Origin of the sequence: Streptomyces sp. NPDC097595 (genome assembly GCF_044761525.1) — a bacterium.
In the GTDB taxonomy this organism is placed as follows: domain Bacteria; phylum Actinomycetota; class Actinomycetes; order Streptomycetales; family Streptomycetaceae; genus Streptomyces; species Streptomyces drozdowiczii_A.
Map to the genome: position 1 here is coordinate 1 of NZ_JBIWCN010000015.1, position 17688 is coordinate 17688.

Annotated in this window: 12 protein-coding genes; 6 read left to right on the plus strand and 6 right to left on the minus strand. The window is 68.1% G+C overall.

Annotated elements, in window-relative coordinates:
- The first annotated feature begins 433 nt into the window (after positions 1-433).
- From ACIQZN_RS22535 to ACIQZN_RS22545, 3 genes are all read left to right on the plus strand, one after another.
- A complete protein-coding gene (locus ACIQZN_RS22535; RefSeq protein ID WP_403996670.1) occupies positions 434-2122 on the plus strand; it encodes a LamG-like jellyroll fold domain-containing protein in 1689 nt (562 codons plus the stop codon).
- Between the two features lie 228 nt (positions 2123-2350).
- The gene (locus ACIQZN_RS22540; protein WP_403996673.1) at positions 2351-9052 is read left to right on the plus strand and encodes a polymorphic toxin-type HINT domain-containing protein; all 6702 of its coding nucleotides are present in this window, start codon (positions 2351-2353) and stop codon (positions 9050-9052) included.
- 50 nt (positions 9053-9102) lie between these two features.
- A complete protein-coding gene (locus tag ACIQZN_RS22545; protein WP_403996675.1) occupies positions 9103-9561 on the plus strand; it encodes a DUF4265 domain-containing protein in 459 nt (152 codons plus the stop codon).
- Positions 9562-9940: 379 nt separating this feature from the next.
- On the opposite strand, the gene ACIQZN_RS22550 is transcribed toward ACIQZN_RS22545, so the two are convergent.
- The 3 genes from ACIQZN_RS22550 to ACIQZN_RS22560 all read right to left on the minus strand — a co-directional run bounded on the left by ACIQZN_RS22550 (position 9941) and on the right by ACIQZN_RS22560 (position 13167).
- Entirely contained in the window at positions 9941-10951 is a 1011-nt protein-coding gene (locus ACIQZN_RS22550) for a sigma-70 family RNA polymerase sigma factor (protein ID WP_403996677.1), read from the minus strand.
- Positions 10952-11048: 97 nt separating this feature from the next.
- Positions 11049-11765 carry a L,D-transpeptidase gene (locus ACIQZN_RS22555; RefSeq protein WP_403996680.1) on the minus strand — a complete coding sequence of 239 codons (717 nt, stop codon included), beginning with the start codon at positions 11763-11765 and terminating at the stop codon, positions 11049-11051.
- A gap of 103 nt (positions 11766-11868) precedes the next feature.
- Positions 11869-13167, minus strand: a complete 1299-nt coding sequence (locus tag ACIQZN_RS22560) for an MFS transporter (protein WP_403996683.1) — start codon at positions 13165-13167, stop codon at positions 11869-11871.
- Between the two features lie 63 nt (positions 13168-13230).
- Here ACIQZN_RS22560 and ACIQZN_RS22565 point away from each other — a divergent pair, with 63 nt between their 5' ends.
- On the plus strand, positions 13231-14205 hold the full coding sequence (locus ACIQZN_RS22565; protein ID WP_403996686.1) for a LysR family transcriptional regulator: 975 nt from the start codon (positions 13231-13233) through the stop codon (positions 14203-14205).
- Positions 14206-14230: 25 nt separating this feature from the next.
- Here ACIQZN_RS22565 and ACIQZN_RS22570 read toward each other — a convergent pair whose 3' ends face one another.
- On the minus strand, positions 14231-14911 hold the full coding sequence (locus tag ACIQZN_RS22570; protein ID WP_403997158.1) for an alpha/beta hydrolase: 681 nt from the start codon (positions 14909-14911) through the stop codon (positions 14231-14233).
- 222 nt (positions 14912-15133) lie between these two features.
- Between ACIQZN_RS22570 and ACIQZN_RS22575 the strand changes: the two genes are divergently transcribed.
- Together ACIQZN_RS22575 and ACIQZN_RS22580 are read left to right on the plus strand one after the other, a co-directional pair.
- Positions 15134-16288 carry an adenosine deaminase gene (locus tag ACIQZN_RS22575; RefSeq protein WP_403996689.1) on the plus strand — a complete coding sequence of 385 codons (1155 nt, stop codon included), beginning with the start codon at positions 15134-15136 and terminating at the stop codon, positions 16286-16288.
- A 134-nt stretch (positions 16289-16422) separates the two neighbouring features.
- Positions 16423-16737 (plus strand): hypothetical protein, encoded by a 315-nt coding sequence (locus ACIQZN_RS22580; RefSeq protein ID WP_073964299.1) that lies wholly within the window; start codon positions 16423-16425, stop codon positions 16735-16737.
- Between the two features lie 73 nt (positions 16738-16810).
- Here the strand turns inward: ACIQZN_RS22580 and ACIQZN_RS22585 are convergent, their stop codons facing one another.
- Positions 16811-17014, minus strand: a complete 204-nt coding sequence (locus ACIQZN_RS22585; RefSeq protein WP_403996692.1) for a PspC domain-containing protein — start codon at positions 17012-17014, stop codon at positions 16811-16813.
- A gap of 90 nt (positions 17015-17104) precedes the next feature.
- Entirely contained in the window at positions 17105-17686 is a 582-nt protein-coding gene (locus ACIQZN_RS22590; RefSeq protein ID WP_403996695.1) for a VanZ family protein, read from the minus strand.
- Positions 17687-17688: the final 2 nt, after the last annotated feature.

Consider the following 17688-nt stretch of genomic DNA (forward strand, 5'->3'; position numbering starts at 1 on the left):
GCGGAAGCTCCGGTGCAGCACGAACCGCATCACCAACTTCGTGAAGGCCATCCTCGTCCTTCACCACGCGTCAGCGTGAGGTTGGAAAAGGCTCAAGGACTACGACCACAACGACATCGCCGGTAAGTCCGAGAGCCTCAAGGCCCAGTTCCACGTCTTCTGGACGAAGGGCTCGACGCAGGTAGACCACTACGCGACCACGGCCTTCCATACGACGACCGGTACCGGCCAGACGGGCTCCGCCGCATTCAAGTACACAGTCGGCTCGGACCTCAGCACGGACTCCGACGCGGGCTTCAGCATCCCGTCCAACGTGGTCGTCGGCTGGGAGGTACGGGGCTCGGACGGAACCGCGTGGGGCCCGTGGAGCTCGGCAGGTGACGAAGCGTACCGGTGTGAGTTCATTTACGACGCCACCGCCCCCAAGGCGCCGGTGATCACCTCTGCGCAGTACCCCGATGACGGTGCATGGCACGCGGGCGTCGGTGACTACGGCAGCTTCACCTTCGACTCGTCGTCCAACGACGCCGCGAAGTACACGTACCGTTTCAAGGGCGGCAACTGGACGACGGTCACGCCGACCACGCCCGGCGGCCCCGCGACCGTGAAGTTCATGCCCCCGACCGAGGGAACCTGGAGCGTCGAGGCCAAGGCCGTCGACGCGGCAGGCAATGCGGGGAAGACGCCGACGGGGGGATATACCTTCCTCGTCGACCGTGGACGCGCTCCAGTGGGCGGCTGGACTCTCGGTGACGTAAAGGGCGCCACCTCGGCATCCGGCACCGGCTCGTCCCCGGCTGCCGCACCTGGCCCCGGAGTCACCTTCGGCGCCAAGCCTGGACCGCTCGGCGCGGCCGACACGTACGCCGCGCTTGACGGCACCGAGGACGCCTACCTCGACGCCGGTCAGCACATCGTGAACACGGATGCCGGCCTCTCGGTCAGCGCCTGGGTGCGGCTGCCGGAGGTTCCGGACCATGACGAGACCGTGATCAGCCAGGACGGCACCGGCCTGCCGGGCTTCGATCTGGGCTACGACAGCGACACCCGCGCCTGGGTCTTCCGCATGCCGTTCAACGACATGGAGTCGCTGGGTAGCTGGCAGGTCACCGGAGGCAAGGTGGTGCCGGACGCATGGACGCACCTCATCGGCTCCTACGACGGAGTTACGGGCATCATGCGTCTCTACATGGACGGCACGGCTGTCACCACCACCGCGAAGCGGGCCACGTCGTGGAACGCCGCCGGGAACCTTCAGATCGGACGCCGGTTGGCCCTCGACGGCTACACCGCCCACCTCGAGGGTGGCATCGCCGACGTCCAGGTCTACGACCGAGTCGTCACCGGCTCCGAGAGCGCGGAGCTGGGCGGCATCGTGGCCCAACAGCTCGCCTACTGGGACGTCGACACCGCTCCGGCGGGGGTCGCGCCCGAGGCGTACGGCGGAACCGGTCTCACGCTCGGCGGTGGCGCGTCCATCTACCAACCGGCGCCGGGCTGCGACCCGGAGGCGGACCCGGACTGCGTCGAGACCGCGCCCGAAGAGCCCATGTGGGGTGACGGCCACCTGCTGCTGAACGGCACCGACGCCTACGCGACACGGTCCGCCGGGCTGCTCTCCAAGCAGGACAGCTTCACCTTGACCGCCCGCGCCCGCCTGTCCTCCGTGTCACCCACGAAGGACCAGACAGTCATGGCGCTCAGTGGTACCCAGGGCAACGCGATCACGGTGGGGTACTCGGCGGCAGACAGCCGATGGGTCCTGACCGCGACCGATGCGGATTCTGCGGCGGCCATGAGCACCACGGTCAAGGCGACAGGCTTCCTGCCCAGCAGCAGTAGCGAGGGCGACCACCTTGCCCTCGTGTACTCGGCTGTCTTCGGAGACGTCGTGTTGTACGTCAACGGTGTCGAGAGCGCCCGCGTGCCGTGGACCAACAGCTGGGACCTCACCACGACCTCGCTCCAGGTGGGCCGCCGCCTGACCGGCACCACCGCCGACGCCTTCCTGTCTGGCGCGGTCGACGAGGTACGCCTGTTCCAGGGGGCGCTCGACGCCAGCCTCGTCGCGACCGTCATGGTCCTTCCTGACGACACGAGCGTCGAGGCGACGCTGTCCTGATCGCCCGCGCATGGCCGGGGCCGGACCCAAGAGGTTTCGCCCCGGCCGTGCCCCGTTTTCAGAGCACCGATCCCATCTCCTGACGGAGTTCTCATGCGCGCATCACCTTTTGGAAGATCCCATTTCCGCATACCGACACGGTTGGTACGCAAGGTTGTACTCACGGCGACGGTCGCGTTGTCCATCGGTCTGCTGCCCCAATACGCACCGCAGGCAGCCGCCAATGGCGTGACACGCCCCGATACCCAGACCAATCTGGACGACCCCGCCGAGGGCAGAAACGGTGTCGTCAGGAAGCAGAAGGGCGCCGACCAGGCCGCACGCGCGACGGTGACGAAGGCAGCGGTCACCCGGTGGCCCAAGGCGTCATCGGACGATGTCGCCTTGGCGGCAAAGGGCTCCGAGGGCGCTCTGGCCGAGGGCCTTCCGCTGAAGGCCGCAGCCACGGGAACGACCAGTCCCCGGTCCGTCCGGCTGGCCGTTCTCGACCGTAAGAAGGCAACGGCCGCCGGTGTCGACGGTCCGCTGATGACCGTGGCCCGTACCGACGGCGGAGCCGATAGCGGCCCGGTCGAGGTGTCCCTCAACTACGGTGACTTCGCGGAGGCGTACGGCGGCAACTACGGAGCGCGCCTGCGCCTGGTGACGTACCCGGAGTGCGTCCTCACCACGCCCGACCGGCCGGGATGCGCCACGGCAACGCCACTGGCCACCCGTAACGACACGGACAGCACGACGCTGAGCGCGAAGGTCTTCGCCGCACCGGCCGCCATGACGGCGGCGTCCGGTTCCGGTGTCACCGTGCTGGGCGCGACCGCGGAAGCGGCGGGAAGCCAGGGCGACTTCGGGGCCACCTCGTTGAAGGCGTCCTCCCAGTGGAGCGTCTCCAACTCCTCCGGCGCCTTCAACTGGTCCTACCCCATCACCGCGCCGCCCGTGCCCGGTGGTCTTGCTCCGGAAGTCGGCCTGGCCTACAGCTCGCAGTCCGTGGACGGGCAGACCGCCACCACGAACAATCAGGGCTCATGGATCGGGGAAGGCTTCAGCTACGAACCCGGCTTCATCGAACGCCGGTACAAAGCCTGCGCCGACGACGGCCACGACGACACGATCGGCGACCAGTGCTGGGGCTACGACAACGCCACGCTCTCGCTGCCGGGCGGCGCCTCGGGTGAGCTGATCAAGGACGACACCACCGGCGAGTGGCACGTCTCCTCCGACGATTTCTCCAAGGTCGAGAAGATCACCGGCACGATCAACGGTGACAACGACGGCGAGTACTGGAAGCTCACCTCCACCAACGGCACGCAGTACTTCTTCGGCCGCAACCAGCTCCCCGGATACAAATCCGGCAACGAGGCCACGAACTCCACCTGGACCGTCCCGGTCTACGGGGACGACTCCGGTGAGCCCTGCTACAAGTCCACCTTCGACACCGCCTTCTGCAACCAGGCATGGCGCTGGAACCTCGACTACGTGGTCGACCCGCACGGCGACACCATGGCGTACTTCTACGGCAAGGAGTTCAACTACTACACCCAGGGCCTGAAGACCACGGAGAACGGCAAGGCGTACGTCAGGGGCGGGTACCTCAAGCGCATCGACTACGGACAGCGCGAGGACAAGACCTACTCGACCAAGCCTGCCGCGCGCGTGGTGTTCACCACCGACGAGCGCTGCGTCGGAGACCTCACCGACTGCTCGCCCTCCGCACTGAAGGACGACACCGCCGCCGACTGGCCCGACGTGCCGTGGGACCGGAACTGCAAGGCGGACACCAAGTGCGCCGGCCAGAACTCGCCCACCTTCTGGACGCGTAAGCAGCTCACCGAGATCACCACCCAGATCCGGAACGGCGAGACGACCTATGAGGATGTCGACCGGTGGAAGCTCGGCCATTCCTACGTGGACAACGGTGACGGGTCGAGGTCGCTCTGGCTGAAGAACATCGACCACACCGGACTGGTGGGCGACGACAAGTCGGTGCCGTCGGTGGAGCTGAGGGGAATCCAACTCCCCAACCGCATCGATGTTCCGAACGACAACATCCAGGAGTTCAACCGGTTCCGGCTCGCCGGCGTCGCGAGCGAGTCGGGCAGCGTGCTGTCCGCCAACTACTCCGAGCCGGAGTGCACATCCACCACCTTGCCCAAAATGGGCGATTCGAAGGTGCGTTGCTACCCGGTCAAGTGGAACCCACCGGGTGTGAAGGACCCGATCACGGACTGGTTCAACAAGTACGTGGTCACGTCGGTGATCGAGGAAGATCGGGTGGGGGAGAGCCCCGACCAGATGACGACGTACACCTATCTCGGTGACGCGGGCTGGCGGAAGGCCAAGCCGGATGGTCTCTCCAAAACCGACAACCTCACGTGGAGCGACTGGCGCGGGTACAGCAAGGTCCGGGTCGAAACCTCCGACGGCAGCATCAAGCCGTCGAATACGAAGACTGAGCATGTCTTCTTCCGCGGCCTGGACGGCGATGCCCAGCCGGGCGGCGGCACCCGGTCCGTCAGCGTGAAGGACAGCAACGGCACCTCCTACGACGACTCCGACTGGAAGTCGGGCACCGAACTCGAGACGACGACCTACAACGGCGACGAGATCGTCACCAAGTCGATCAACACCCCCTGGACGAAGGTCACCGCGACCCGCGTCAAGGACTGGGGCACCGCGTACGCCCGCTACGTGCGAGAGGGCCGGTCCGACACTTACGAGGCGCTCGAAGGCGGCGGCTGGCGGCAGACCGCCTCCACCACGTCGTACGACGACAAGGGCCGGGCGGTCCAGGTCGCCGATTACGGCGAGCTGGACGTGGCCGACAACCAGTGCACCCGCACGGAGTACGCGGACAGCGCCTCCAAGCACCTGTACAGCTACGTGTCTCGCGTCGAGACCCTGGGCGTCGATTGCAGCACGATCGACCCCGACCGGTCCAGGGTCGTCATCTCCGACGAGCTGACGTACTACGACGGCGCGACCACCCGGGGTGCCGAGCCGACCCAGGGCGAGCCGACGCTGGTGAAGCGGCTGGTCTCGCACAACGGCACCACCGGCACGTACCAGGAGGTGACCACCGCCACCTTCGACCAGTACGGCCGCCCGCTCGTCGTCACGGACGCGGCGAAGACCCCTACGACCACGACGTATACGGACAACGCATACGGCCTGGCCGTGTCCAAGACCGAGACGAACGTGCTCGGCTGGTCCACGACCACTGAGTACGCGCCCGAGTGGGGCACGCTCTCCGCCCAGACCGACATCAACGGCAAGCGCACCGACCTGGCGTACGACGGTCTCGGCCGCGTCGTCTCGGTGTGGATGCCCGACCGCCCCAAGGCGAAATTCACCCCCAGCATCAAGTACGACTACGGCATTCGGCAGACCGGACCGAACTATCTGCACACGCAGAAGATCGAGAAGGACGGCGCGTCCTACGGCCACGAGTACACCCTGTACGACGGCCTGCTCCGGCCCCGCCAGGTCCAGACAGAGGCCCAGGGCGGGGGACGCCTGCTCGCGGACACCTACTACGACGGCTCCGGCCGTGTGGTGAAGACCAACGACACCTACTACGCCGCCGGAGCGCCGACGGCCACGCTGTTCGTCCCGCGCAACGAGGACATCGACGCACAGACGGTGACCGAGTTCGACGGCGCCGGCCGGACCACCGCTACGGTTCTGAAGGTCGCGGGCATCGAGAAGAACCGCACCACCATCACCTACGGCGGCGACAGGATCCACACCGACCCGCCGAACGGCCAGATCCCGACCACCGCCATCTCGGACGCCCGGGACCACACGGTCGAGCTGCGTCAGTACAAGGGCGACAAGCCGCTCCTCCCCGGGACGGCGAACGACTACGTCTCGACCAAATACGCCTACACCCCGGCCGGACAGCTGTCCAAGGTCACGGACGACAAGGGCAACGCCTGGTCGTACACATACGACCAGCGCGGCCGTAAGCACACCGCGACCGACCCGGACACGGGGTCCTCGACTTACGAGTACGACGACCTCGACCGGCTCGTCTCCACCACTGATTCCCGCTCCAACACCACGACCACGGTGTACGACAAGATCGGCCGCACCACCGAAACGTGGCAGGGAGCGGCCGGCACCGGTACCAAGCTGTCCGTCTCCAAATACGACACGGTGGCCAAGGGCGAGCTGTACGGCACGTACACCTACAAGGACGGCGCCGTCCTCTCGTCGGTGACCTACCCGGCCCTGGACGACGACCTCGCACCGACCACCACCAAGTACTACCTGTCCAAGACCGCCGAACCCGAGCTGGGCGGCACCTACCAGTTCGACACCCAGTACAACAAGGACGGCACGGTCGCCGGGCAGAACTTCCCGGCTGCGGGCGGCCTGCCCGCGGAGGCCCTGTCCTACGACTACGACGCCCTCCAGCGCCCGGTGGCGATGAACACCTCGCTCGGCGGAATGAGCTACGTCTCCGGGGTGGCGTACTCGCCCACGAACAAGGTGGAGCAGCTGGAGCTGACCACCGGCGGAACGGGAGCGAAGAAGACCTGGCTGTCCTACGCCTACGAACAGGGCACCTCGCGCCTCATCAACGCCCGGGTCGATGTTCAGGGCGCCGCATCGGTGGCGTACGACGCCCGTTACACCTATGACGACGGCGGCAACGTCCGGTCCATCACGGACGCGCCCGACGGCGGAACCCGGGACGTGCAGTGCTTCCGGTACGACGGCCTGCGGCAGATGACGGACGCCTGGACGTCGAATGCCACCCCGAACAAGGCGGTGGGCACTGGAGCGACGGAGGCTGCCTGCGCGTCCGCGCCCTCGTCCGCGACCGTGGGCGGAACCGCGCCCTACTGGTCGAAGTACGGATTCGACACACTGGGCAACCGGACGTCGGCGACCGACTACGGCCTGAACGGCGCGGCTACGTCGACGAAGTCGTACACGTATGGCGAGAACGGGGAGGGCCCCCACCAGCTGACCACGGAGGTCGTGGACACCACGGCCACGTCGAGCACTCCTGCGGTCAAGCTGGCCAACACGTACTCCTACGACGCGACCGGTAACACCGAGCAGCGCGTCCTCAACGGCGACACACAGAAGCTGAGCTGGGACAAACAGGGTGAGCTGACCAAGGTCACCAACGCGGACGGTGCCACTACCGATTACGTCTACGACGCGTCGGGCGACCGCCTGCTCAGCAAGACGGCCGAGGAGACGACGTTCTACCTGCCCGGCACGGAGCTGCACCTGAAGAAGTCCACGGGTGCGGTGACAGCCGCGCGCTATTTCAGCCTGGCCGGCCAGACCGTGGCGGTCAGGGACAACGGCGGCGTCACCTTCCTCGCCTCCGACCACCACGGCACGGCGCAGCTCGCCGTCAACGCGGCCACCGGCGCCACCCAGCGCCGTCGCATGGACCCATTCGGAGCGGAACGCGAGGGGTCCGCGACGGACTGGGTCGACGACAAGGGCTTTGTGGGCGGCACGGTCCAGAAGGTCACCGGCCTCACGACCCTCGGAGCGCGGGAGTACGACGACTCGACGGGCCGGTTCATCTCAGCCGACCCGGTCATCGACTACACCGACCCGCAACAGATCAACGGCTACGCGTACAGCCTCAACAACCCGGTCACGTTCTCGGACCCGGGCGGCCTGGCGCCCGACGACTGCGCCCTGGTCGGCGTCGCCTGCAAGCCGACCGGCAACGGCGGCTGGACCGTCAAGCCCACCGATCAGTACTACACCTACTACGGGGTACAGGCGCCCACCGAGACCCCGGCGCAGTACAAGGCACGCCAGGCCCAAACGGACGCGGACATCGCCAAGCAGCGCGCGATAGCCGCGGCCAAGGAACTCGCCAAGATCGCAGCCGACGAACTGGGCATCACCGACGCTCTGGACTGCTTCACAACCGGAGCACTCGGCGCGTGCGGCGCGACGGCGGTCAACATCATCTCCAGTGCGGTCGGCGGAATCGTCGGCAAGCTGGCCAAGAAGTACGGCCTCCCGTGGAAGTGGAAGAAGGCCGCAGAACTCGGCAAGCGCCTCTGGAAGCTCGGCGACAAGCTGATCAGCGGAGTCAAGAACTGGCTCAGCAAGTTGAAGATCGCCAAGAACGCCGGCGGTTGTAACAGCTTCGTGCCAGGGACCAAGGTTCTTATGGCCGACGGAACGTCAAAACCGATCGAGAAGGTCAAGATTGGTGAAAAGGTTCTGGCGACTGACCCTGTAAAGGAAAGATCAAAGGCGCGTGAGGTCACGGCAGAAATCAAGGGCCGAGGCCACAAGAAGCTGGTCAAGGTCACCATCGATACGGACGGTGACCAGGGCAGCCGCACCACTTCCGTCACCGCCACGGACGGGCACCCGTTCTGGGTAGCGGGACTGGATCTGTGGATCGACGCCACGGACCTCGAAGCGGGTGAGCAGCTCCGCACGAGCAGTGGCGCGCTGGTGGAGATCGAAGGCGTAGAACGTTGGGCAGCGGAAGCGACCGTCCATAACCTAACCATCGGTGACCTGCATACGTACTATGTGCTAGCAGGGGCCACCCCGGTTTTGGTTCATAATGCCAGTTACGGAGTTGCCGGAGAAGTGTGCAAGCTTCGACCCAACTTCAAACCAAAGGAAGGGCGAGGTGGCAAGGTCGGGACGCGCCCCGGGAAGAATTTCACGCCCGCTGGAAAAGACGAGGTTATTCAGCGCAATGCGCTGGAGCAGGAAGATGGGATTGCGAGATGCGTCAACCCCAACTGCAACGTCGAACTCGTTTACCCGGCTAAGTCAGCAAAGGACGTAACGCCTCCGACTAATGAGGCGCAGGTGGATCACGTAGTATCTGAAGCTACTGGTGGTTCGGGAGATCCAGCCAACGGTCAAGCGACGTGCCGTGTCTGCAACAGGCTCAAAAGTGACGGCCCGCAACCATGGTGAGCTAACGCTTGGTTGGCGAGGTAGGCGAAGAAAGGCGATTCATGGAATACATGGCCAAGATCCACGTCCGATTGTGCGTTGAAGGTGGATGGCCGCCGGTCGCCTTCGAGGAGGTAAGCGCGAAGCCCCTGGGGGATCACCTCTACGAGCTCGTATCTCCGCCTGCTTTCGCCAAGCGGTTGGCGGTCGGAGATGTGGTTCGCGTCGTGCACCACGGATCGCCGGAAATGGTCTGGGTAGACTCCATCATTGAGTCGAGTGGCCATTCGACAGCGCGCGTGATCTTCTTCCGGGCGGCTGGTCCGGAGCCCGAGAACACTCTCAAGGGTGATCTTTCCCGTCTCGGTGTGAAAATTCACGAGACTGCCATGGATGGGATGATCGCAATTGATATTCCCGGCCCGGTGGATTATGAAGCCGTTCGCGCTGTCCTGCAGGAAGGGGAATCCAGACGCTTCTGGGAGTTCGATGAAGGCGCCATTTCACCGCTGCACGACCAGGGTGCATAGAAATATCCCCTGCGGGCTGATTGGCTAGTTTCGTTGGGGTCAGGGCGCAAAGAGTGCGGCAGTTAGATCCCTTCGGTCGAAAAACTGTAGACCCCCTCCGGAGTGCCTCGCGGAGGGGGTTCACATACTTTGGTGGCTGCGGCGTTCGGATTACGGCAGTGAAGCGGTAGACGGCCCAGCGGGCCAGGTTTGAAAACCTCACTGTCGCGGGTGACTGCATGTAGTGGTGTTCCGCACGGAGTCTTTGCTGAAAATGGTATAGCTTTCATGCCGGGCGTGCTCGAACTCGGAGTCCGCTTGGACGGCAGCCGGTCCAACCCTTCGGGTGCCCTCATCGGATGCGGCACTGCACGTACACGAGCATCACCCACCCTCCGTCTCACGTCGCATCCGCCTCCAACCGGTCCGGCAGCCCGAACAGCGGGAACCAGCGGTCCGTGGCCAGGAAGCAGTGCATCCCCGTGATCGCGCCGTCCTTGATGTCGATGACCTGGACCGCCCAGGGGATGAAGCCCGGGCCCTCCGGGTCCGGCTTGTACTGGGCGAAGGCCGGGGTGCCGTTGGCGGAGGTGGCGAGGAGGCGGGAGCCGGCGCAGGCCGCGCCCAGGGACGTCATGAAGCCGGTGATGTCGTCATGGCCCCGGAGCCACAGGTCGAACGGCGGCATCGTCATCACCGCGTCCTCGTGGAGGAGGGCGGTCAGCGCCTTCATGTCGTAGCCCTCGAACGCCGCCACATACCGTTCGAGCAGGGCGGTCTGCTCCGCGTCCAGCGGGTCCGCCGCGTCGGCGGCCACGGACTCGTGGTCGGTCAGGGTCGCCCGGGCCCGCTGGAGGGCGCTGTTGACCGAGGCGACCGAGGTGCCGAGCAGCTCCGCGACCTCCGCCGCCTTCCACGCCAGCACCTCGCGCAGGATGAGCACCGCCCGCTGCTTCGGCGGCAGATGCTGGAGCGCCGCGACGAACGCGAGGCGCACCGACTCGCGCGCCACCGCCGCCTCCGCCGGATCGTCGGTCGTCGGGATGATCCGGCCGTCCGGCATCGGCTCCAGCCAGGCGTTCTCCGGCAGCGGGTTGAGCGCGGCCTGCGCGAGCGGCGTCGGCCCGGTCAGATCGACCGGCCGGGCCCGCTTCTTGCCCGCGTTCAGCATGTCGAGGCAGACGTTGGTCGCGATGCGGTACAGCCAGGACCGCAGCGAGGACCGGCCCTCGAACTTGTCGAAGCTGCGCCAGGCCCGTACCAGCGTGTCCTGGACCGCGTCCTCCGCCTCGAACGCCGAGCCGAGCATCCGGTAGCAGTAACCGGTCAGCTCGACCCGGTGCCCTTCCAGACGGCTGTCGATGTCGCCCGGCGCGCCGGGACCCGCTGCCGCCGTTGTCAGTTCACTCATCGCCGATCCACCCTGTCGTGCCGTGACACCGCTCACTTCATCCAGTACTTCGGAAGCTACAGCGGGGCACTGACAACGGGCGGGCGAGCGGCAGCCGTCAGGTCCCCGGCTTGCGGCCGTACACGTAGACGTCGTCGCCGTTCTTCAACAAATTCCAGTATGACTTCGCGTCCGAGGTGCGCATGTTGACGCAGCCGTGCGACCCCGGCGGATTCCACATCGTCACGCCGACCGCGTGGAACGCCTGGCCGCCGTCGAAGAACTGCGAGTACGGCATGGACACGTGGTAGATCGACGACACGTGGTTCTTGTGACGCCAGTAGATCTTCTTGGCGCCCGTCCGCGTCTCGTATCCGTCCCGCCCCGTCCGCACCGGCACCGGCCCGAACTTCAGCTTCTTGCCGTCCTGGATCCAGCTGATCTGCCGCGTCAGGTCGACGCAGGCGATGCGCCCCTTGTTGGTCGGGCACTTCCCGGCCTTGTTCGGGTTCTTGCCGGCCGCCTTCTGCGCGGTGAGCGTCTGCATCGTCCGCCAGGTGACCGGTCCTGCGTAACCGATGGTCGGAGTGACGCCGTAAGTGCTCTGGAACGACCGGATCTTGGTGCAGTCCGCCGCAGACTGCTTGCCGTCCACCTTCAGGTGCAGGTACTTCTCGACCTGCTTCTGGTACGGGCCCGTGGACGTCGTGCAGGACGCCGCCTGCGCGGCGGTGCCCGTACCGAGGACGAATGCCGGTATCGCGGTCAGCCCCGCGACGGACAGGACGAGCCCCCGCCGCGCCCGTATGCCCGTAATGCCCCGAATGTTCTGCATGTTCTTCCTGACTCCCATGTACGCCAACTCCCCTTCGCGCGCACTGCGGTGATTCCGCCTGCTAGATGCGCGAAGGGGAGCGACAGGTTGTGCGCCGAATGTCTCAGTTCTGTACGGGCGCCACGGCGGCGGGCCGCAGCCGTTCGGCGCGGGCGGCCCGCGTCCCGTACAGCGTGATGGATACGACTCCGAGGACCGCGAGCAGGCCCAGCGTGACCGTGCCCGCCCAGCCGCCGGCGTGGAAGGCTACCGCGCCGAGCGTGCCGCCCGCGCTGGAGCCGAGGTAGTACGCCGACTGGTACAGCGCCGACGCCTGGGCGCGGCCCGTCGTCGCCGTACGGCTCACCGAGGAGGAGGCGACCGCGTGCCCGGCGAAGAAGCCGGCCGTGATCAGGACCAGACCCAGGAGCACGGAGGCCAGCTGGTCGCCCAGCGAGAGCAGAAGCCCGGCGGCCGTGGTCGAGACCGCGAGGTACAGCGCGCCCCGCCGCCCCAGCCGGGCGACCAGTCGTCCGGCGGCGGCGGAGGAGACCGTACCGACCAGGTATACGAGGAAGATCGAGCCCACGACGCCCTGCGGCAGGTTGAACGGGGCCTCCACGAGCCGGTATCCGATGACCGTGTACACGGCGCCGAACACCGTCATGAACAGCGCCCCGATCGCGTACAGGCGCCGCAGCAGCGGGTTGGCGAGGTGCGAACCGACGGTCTTCGCGAGGGCCTTCGGGTTCAGCGTGCCCGGGGTGAAGTGCCGCGCGCGCGGGATCATGAAGTGGAAGACGACCGCGCAGGCCACGGCCAGCAGCCCGACCGCGCCGAGCGCCGCTCGCCAGCCCCACAGCTGCGCGATCCAGCCGGTGAGGATGCGGCCGCTCATCCCGCCGATGCTGTTGCCGGCGACGAACAGCCCGATCGCGGCGACGAGCGCCTTGGGCCGCACCTCCTCCGCCAGGTACGCCATCGCGGAGGCGGGCAGTCCGGCGAGCGCGGCGCCCTGGACCGCGCGCAGCGCGATCAGCCAGCCCAGCGAGGGGGCGAACGGCACGAACAGGCCGACCGTCACCGCGACCACCAGCGAGGCGGTCATCATCTGCCGTCGCCCGAACCGCTCGGACAGCGCGCTCATCGGCAGCACGCACAGCGCCAGCGCCCCGGTCGCGGCGGACACCGTCCAGCTCGCCTGCCCGGCCGTCGCGCCGAAGGACGCGGAGACGGCGGGCAGCAGCGCCTGCGTGGAGTAGAGGAGCGCGAACGTCGCGACACCGGCGGCGAAGAGGGCGAAGCTCATCCGGCGGTAGCCGGGGCGCCCGGGTGCGAGCCGGTCGGTGGTGTCGGTGACGGGGGACGACTGGGTCGAGGCGGCCACGGTGAGGGTGGACGCCCCGGTACTGGCGGGAGGCATGCGACGACGGTAGGACGCGCGGGATTCATGCGTCCAATGCACAAACAGCGAATAATCAATCCCATGGTGCATCAACGCAGCTCACAGCCACGGCTGTCACCGAGTAGTTACAAGGAAGATATCCGCGCGCATGAAGAGGACATCCGCGCGGTCCTCGCCCCGCGCCTCGCGTACTTCGAGGCGGTCGCCCGCCACGAGCACGTGACGCGCGCCGCGCAGGAGCTGGGCGTCCCGCAGTCCACGCTCTCGCGCGCGATGGTGCGGCTGGAGGACGACCTCGGCGTCGCCCTGTTCGCGCGCAAGGGCCGCACGGTGTCCCTGACCCCGGCCGGCCGCACCTTCCTCGGCTCGGCCGAGCGCGCCCTGGAGGAGGTGGAGAAGGCCGCCGACTCGGTACGCGCCGACGCCGACCCCACCGCCGGCAAGGTGGCCTTCGGTTTCCTCCACACGTTGGGCTCCGAGACCGTCCCCGCCCTCATCCGCGCCTTCCGGGCCGACCACCCCCGGGTCCGCTTCCAGCTCGTCCAGAATTACGGCGAGGCCATGATCGAACGCCTCCGCGCCGGCGGCCTCGACCTCTGCCTCACCTCCCCGGTCCCGGACGCCCCCGACCTGGTCACCCGCCGCCTCGACGAACAACGCCTCCGCCTGGTGGTCCCCGAGGACCACCCCCTGGCCACCCGCCGCCGCATCCGCCTCGCCGAAGCAGCCGACGAAACGTTCGTCACCCTGGAACCCGGCTACGGCCTCCGCCGCATCACGGACGACCTCTGCGCGGCGGCGGGCTTCGTCCCCCGGGTCGCCTTCGAGGGCGAGGAGGCGGAGACGCTGCGGGGCCTGGTCGCGGCGGGCCTGGGTGTGGCCCTGCTGCCCCCGCCCGCGGTGGCCCGCCCGGGCGTGGTGGAACTGACGGTGACGGCGCCGCGCGCGGTGCGCGAGATCGGGGTGGCATGGCTGGACGGGCACCCGGACACGCCCCCGGTGGCGGCGTTCAAGAAGTTCCTGCTGGGGCGGCGGGGGAGTCTGCTGCCGGGGTGAGGGAGCCCGCACTCCGCGGGCTCCCTCAGCCGACCCCCAACGACTCCCCGAACCCCACAGCCAACGGCATCCGCAGCCCCAACGGCGGCGGAGCCGCCAGCGCGTCCGTCACCGGGCGGGCGTACGCGTGGCCGAACAGCGTGCCGCGTACGAAGTCGGCGGCCAGGGCCGCTACTTCGGCGCGGTGTTGGCGTAGGCCATGGCCGTCCGAGTGGACCTCGAAGCGGCAGGTGTCGCGGTTGGCCTTCTTGGCGCGTTCGGCCAGGCGGAAGGAGAGGTCCGGGGCGCAGCGGGTGTCGTTGGTGCCGTGGACCAGCAGGACCGGGCGGCCGACCAGGTGCTTGACCGGTTCCGGGTCGGCGGACGGGTCGCCGGGGAGCCAGGGGGCCATGGCCAGGACCGCGCCGACCGCCGGGTGGCCGCCCGCGCGGAGGGCGGCCCGGGCGCCCATGCCGTGGCCGGCCAGGCAGAGGGGGACGTCGCCGTAGCGGCGTACGGCCTCGTCCACCGCCCATTCCGCGTCCGCCGCGAGGTGGGCGTCGTCCTCGTTCCAGCCGCGGCAGCGGTAGCGCACCACATGGGCGGTGAGGCCGTCGGCGCGGCCCGCGTGGGCCAGGGCGCGGGCCAGCGGGAGCAGGCGGGCGTGGGAGAGGGCGGAGGGGCGGCGGTGCGAGTGCGGCTCGCCGTCCGGGAGCAGCAGGACCACGCCGCCGACCGTTGTTGCTCCGGCCGCCGCTCCGACGGCCCGTCCCAGCCGTGCCGCGGGCTGGGGGAGTGCGCGCTGTGCCATGGCGTAACAGTGTCAGACGAGCGCGGGTCCGCCACCCCTGTTCGCGGGGTCTGTTACGCAGCGGGGCGCGGGGAGGCTCGACCGTACCGTTATGCGACGACAAGCCCGCTCTACGCGCGTAGGCGCTACAGTGCCTGGATGATGAGCCCGACCCTCAACGTGCCCGGCCCGGACCAGATCCGGCGTGCCCCCAAGGTCCTTCTGCACGACCACCTCGACGGCGGTCTGCGTCCAGGAACGATCGTCGATCTCGCGGCGGCGATCGGTTACGACGCGCTTCCCGAGAACGAGCCCGACAAACTCGGCATCTGGTTCCGGGAGGCCGCGGACTCCGGTTCGCTGGAGCGGTATCTGGAGACGTTCGCCCACACCTGCGCGGTCATGCAGACCCGTGACGCGCTGGTCCGGGTCGCCGCCGAGTGCGCCGAGGACCTGGCCGCCGACGGGGTCGTCTACGCCGAGGTGCGGTACGCCCCCGAGCAGCACCTGGAGGCCGGGCTGACCCTCGAAGAGGTGGTCGAGGCCGTCAACGAGGGCTTCCGCGAGGGTGAGCGGCGGGCCCGCCGGGACGGCAACCGCATCCGCGTCGGCGCCCTGCTCACCGCGATGCGGCACGCCGCGCGCTCCCTGGAGATCGCGGAACTGGCCAACCGCTACCGCGACCAGGGCGTCGTCGGCTTCGACATCGCGGGCGCCGAGGCCGGGTTCCCTCCCACCCGGCACCTGGACGCCTTCGAGTACCTCAAGCGCGAGAACAACCACTTCACGATCCACGCGGGCGAGGCGTTCGGGCTGCCGTCGATCTGGCAGGCCATCCAGTGGTGCGGCGCCGACCGGCTCGGGCACGGGGTCCGCATCATCGACGACATCGAGGTCGCTGAGGACGGCTCCGTGAAGCTGGGCCGGCTCGCCTCCTACGTACGGGACAAGCGCATCCCGCTGGAGATGTGCCCGACGTCCAACCTCCAGACCGGGGCCGCGTCCTCGTACGCCGAGCACCCCATCGGGCTGCTCCGCAAGCTGCACTTTCGGGCCACCGTCAATACCGACAACCGGCTGATGAGCGGCACGAGCATGAGCCAGGAATTCGAGAAGCTGACCGAGGCTTTCGGATACACGCTCGATGACATGCAGTGGTTCACCGTCAATGGAATGAAGTCCGCATTCATTCCTTTCGATGAACGTCTGGCGATGATCAATGACGTCATCAAGCCCGGGTATGCCGAGCTGAAGTCCGAATGGCTTTTCGAGCAGACTGCTGCGACCAGCGTGTCTTCCTCGTTGGCCGGCTGACGGAGGCGTACGGAAGGCGGCCGGGTAGAGGTTTTCCCGGCCGTTTTCCGTGGTGTCGCATGTTTGCGGAGTGGAGTGGCGGCTGACTACGTTGCATAGCCGCTCACATCCCCTTCCCCAAGGATGAATGTCATATGAAGCAGTCTGCTGCCAGGACTCTCGGTGTCGCCGCTCTCGGTGCCGCTTTCGCCGCTGCCGCCGCCGGTACCGCGTCCGCCTCCGCGCTGCCGCTGGAGACGGCGACCAGCGTCCTGCCCGTCGCCGGTGCCGTGGCCGACGCCACCTCGACGCTGCCGGTCCAGGACACCGCCGACCAGCTCCTCGGCACCAGCCAGACCAAGGTCCTCGGCGACGCCACCACCCCCGTCAAGGGCCTCCTCGGCGGCATGCCGGCCGGCGGTCTGACCACCAGCGGCCTGTCCGCCAACGGTCTGCCGCTCGGCGGCTGAGCCGAAGCCGGAACATGCCTGTGGGCGGACACCCCGACCGGGTGCCCGCCCACAGGCATGTGTACGGGAACGGCTACCAGGCGGTCGAGGACGACCGCCCCTCCTGCGGCAGCAGCAGCCACAGCGCCAGGTAGAGCAGGAACTGCGGGCCCGGCAGCAGGCACGAGACCACGAAGATGATGCGCATGGTCCTCGCCGACGTGCCGAAACGCCGCGCCAGCGCTGCGCACACTCCGCCGAGCATGCGTCCGTCACGGGGGCGGGCAAGTGCGGCCATGGTGGGCTCCTTCGCGAACCGTTGCGGGGAGCAGTCCGGTGTGCTCCCGATACGTCCATCGTGCCGCGACGAACCGGACGAAGCGTCGCTCTACGGGGCCATCCCGACCCCGGAAATCGTCGGGGTCGAACCCTGAGGGATCGCCCCCTGAGGGATCGAACCCTGAGCGGCCTCGTGCCCCCTCCGCGCCACCACATGCGTCCCCGCCGCCCCGCCGCGCCGCCGCAGCCGCGCCCGGCACGCGGGCACCACCAGGACGTGGGCGAGGGCCACGCCCGCCGTGTTCAGGAACAGCGAGTCCACGTCCACCACCTGGCCGGGCACCCCGGTCTGCCCCAGCTCGATGGCCAGCGAGATCAGGGAGCCGGCCGCGACCGTACGGGCCAGCGAGAGCCACGGGGACACGTACAGCCGGCCCCCGGCCATCGGGAGCAGCACGCCCAGCGGCGCCAGGAGCAGCAGCCCGCCGCCGATCCGGCGGAACGCGGCGGCGGGGCCCAGCGACAGATCGGCCCTGATGCCGGCGAACGGCGAGAGGTTGGGGGCGTCCATCCACGGCACGTCCAGCGGACGCAGGGTGAGCCACCCGACGAGCAGCAGATGCGCGAGGAGCAGCGACACCCCGACCGCGCGGAAGCGGATGACGGCCTGGCCGTCCGTACCTTGACGCACGA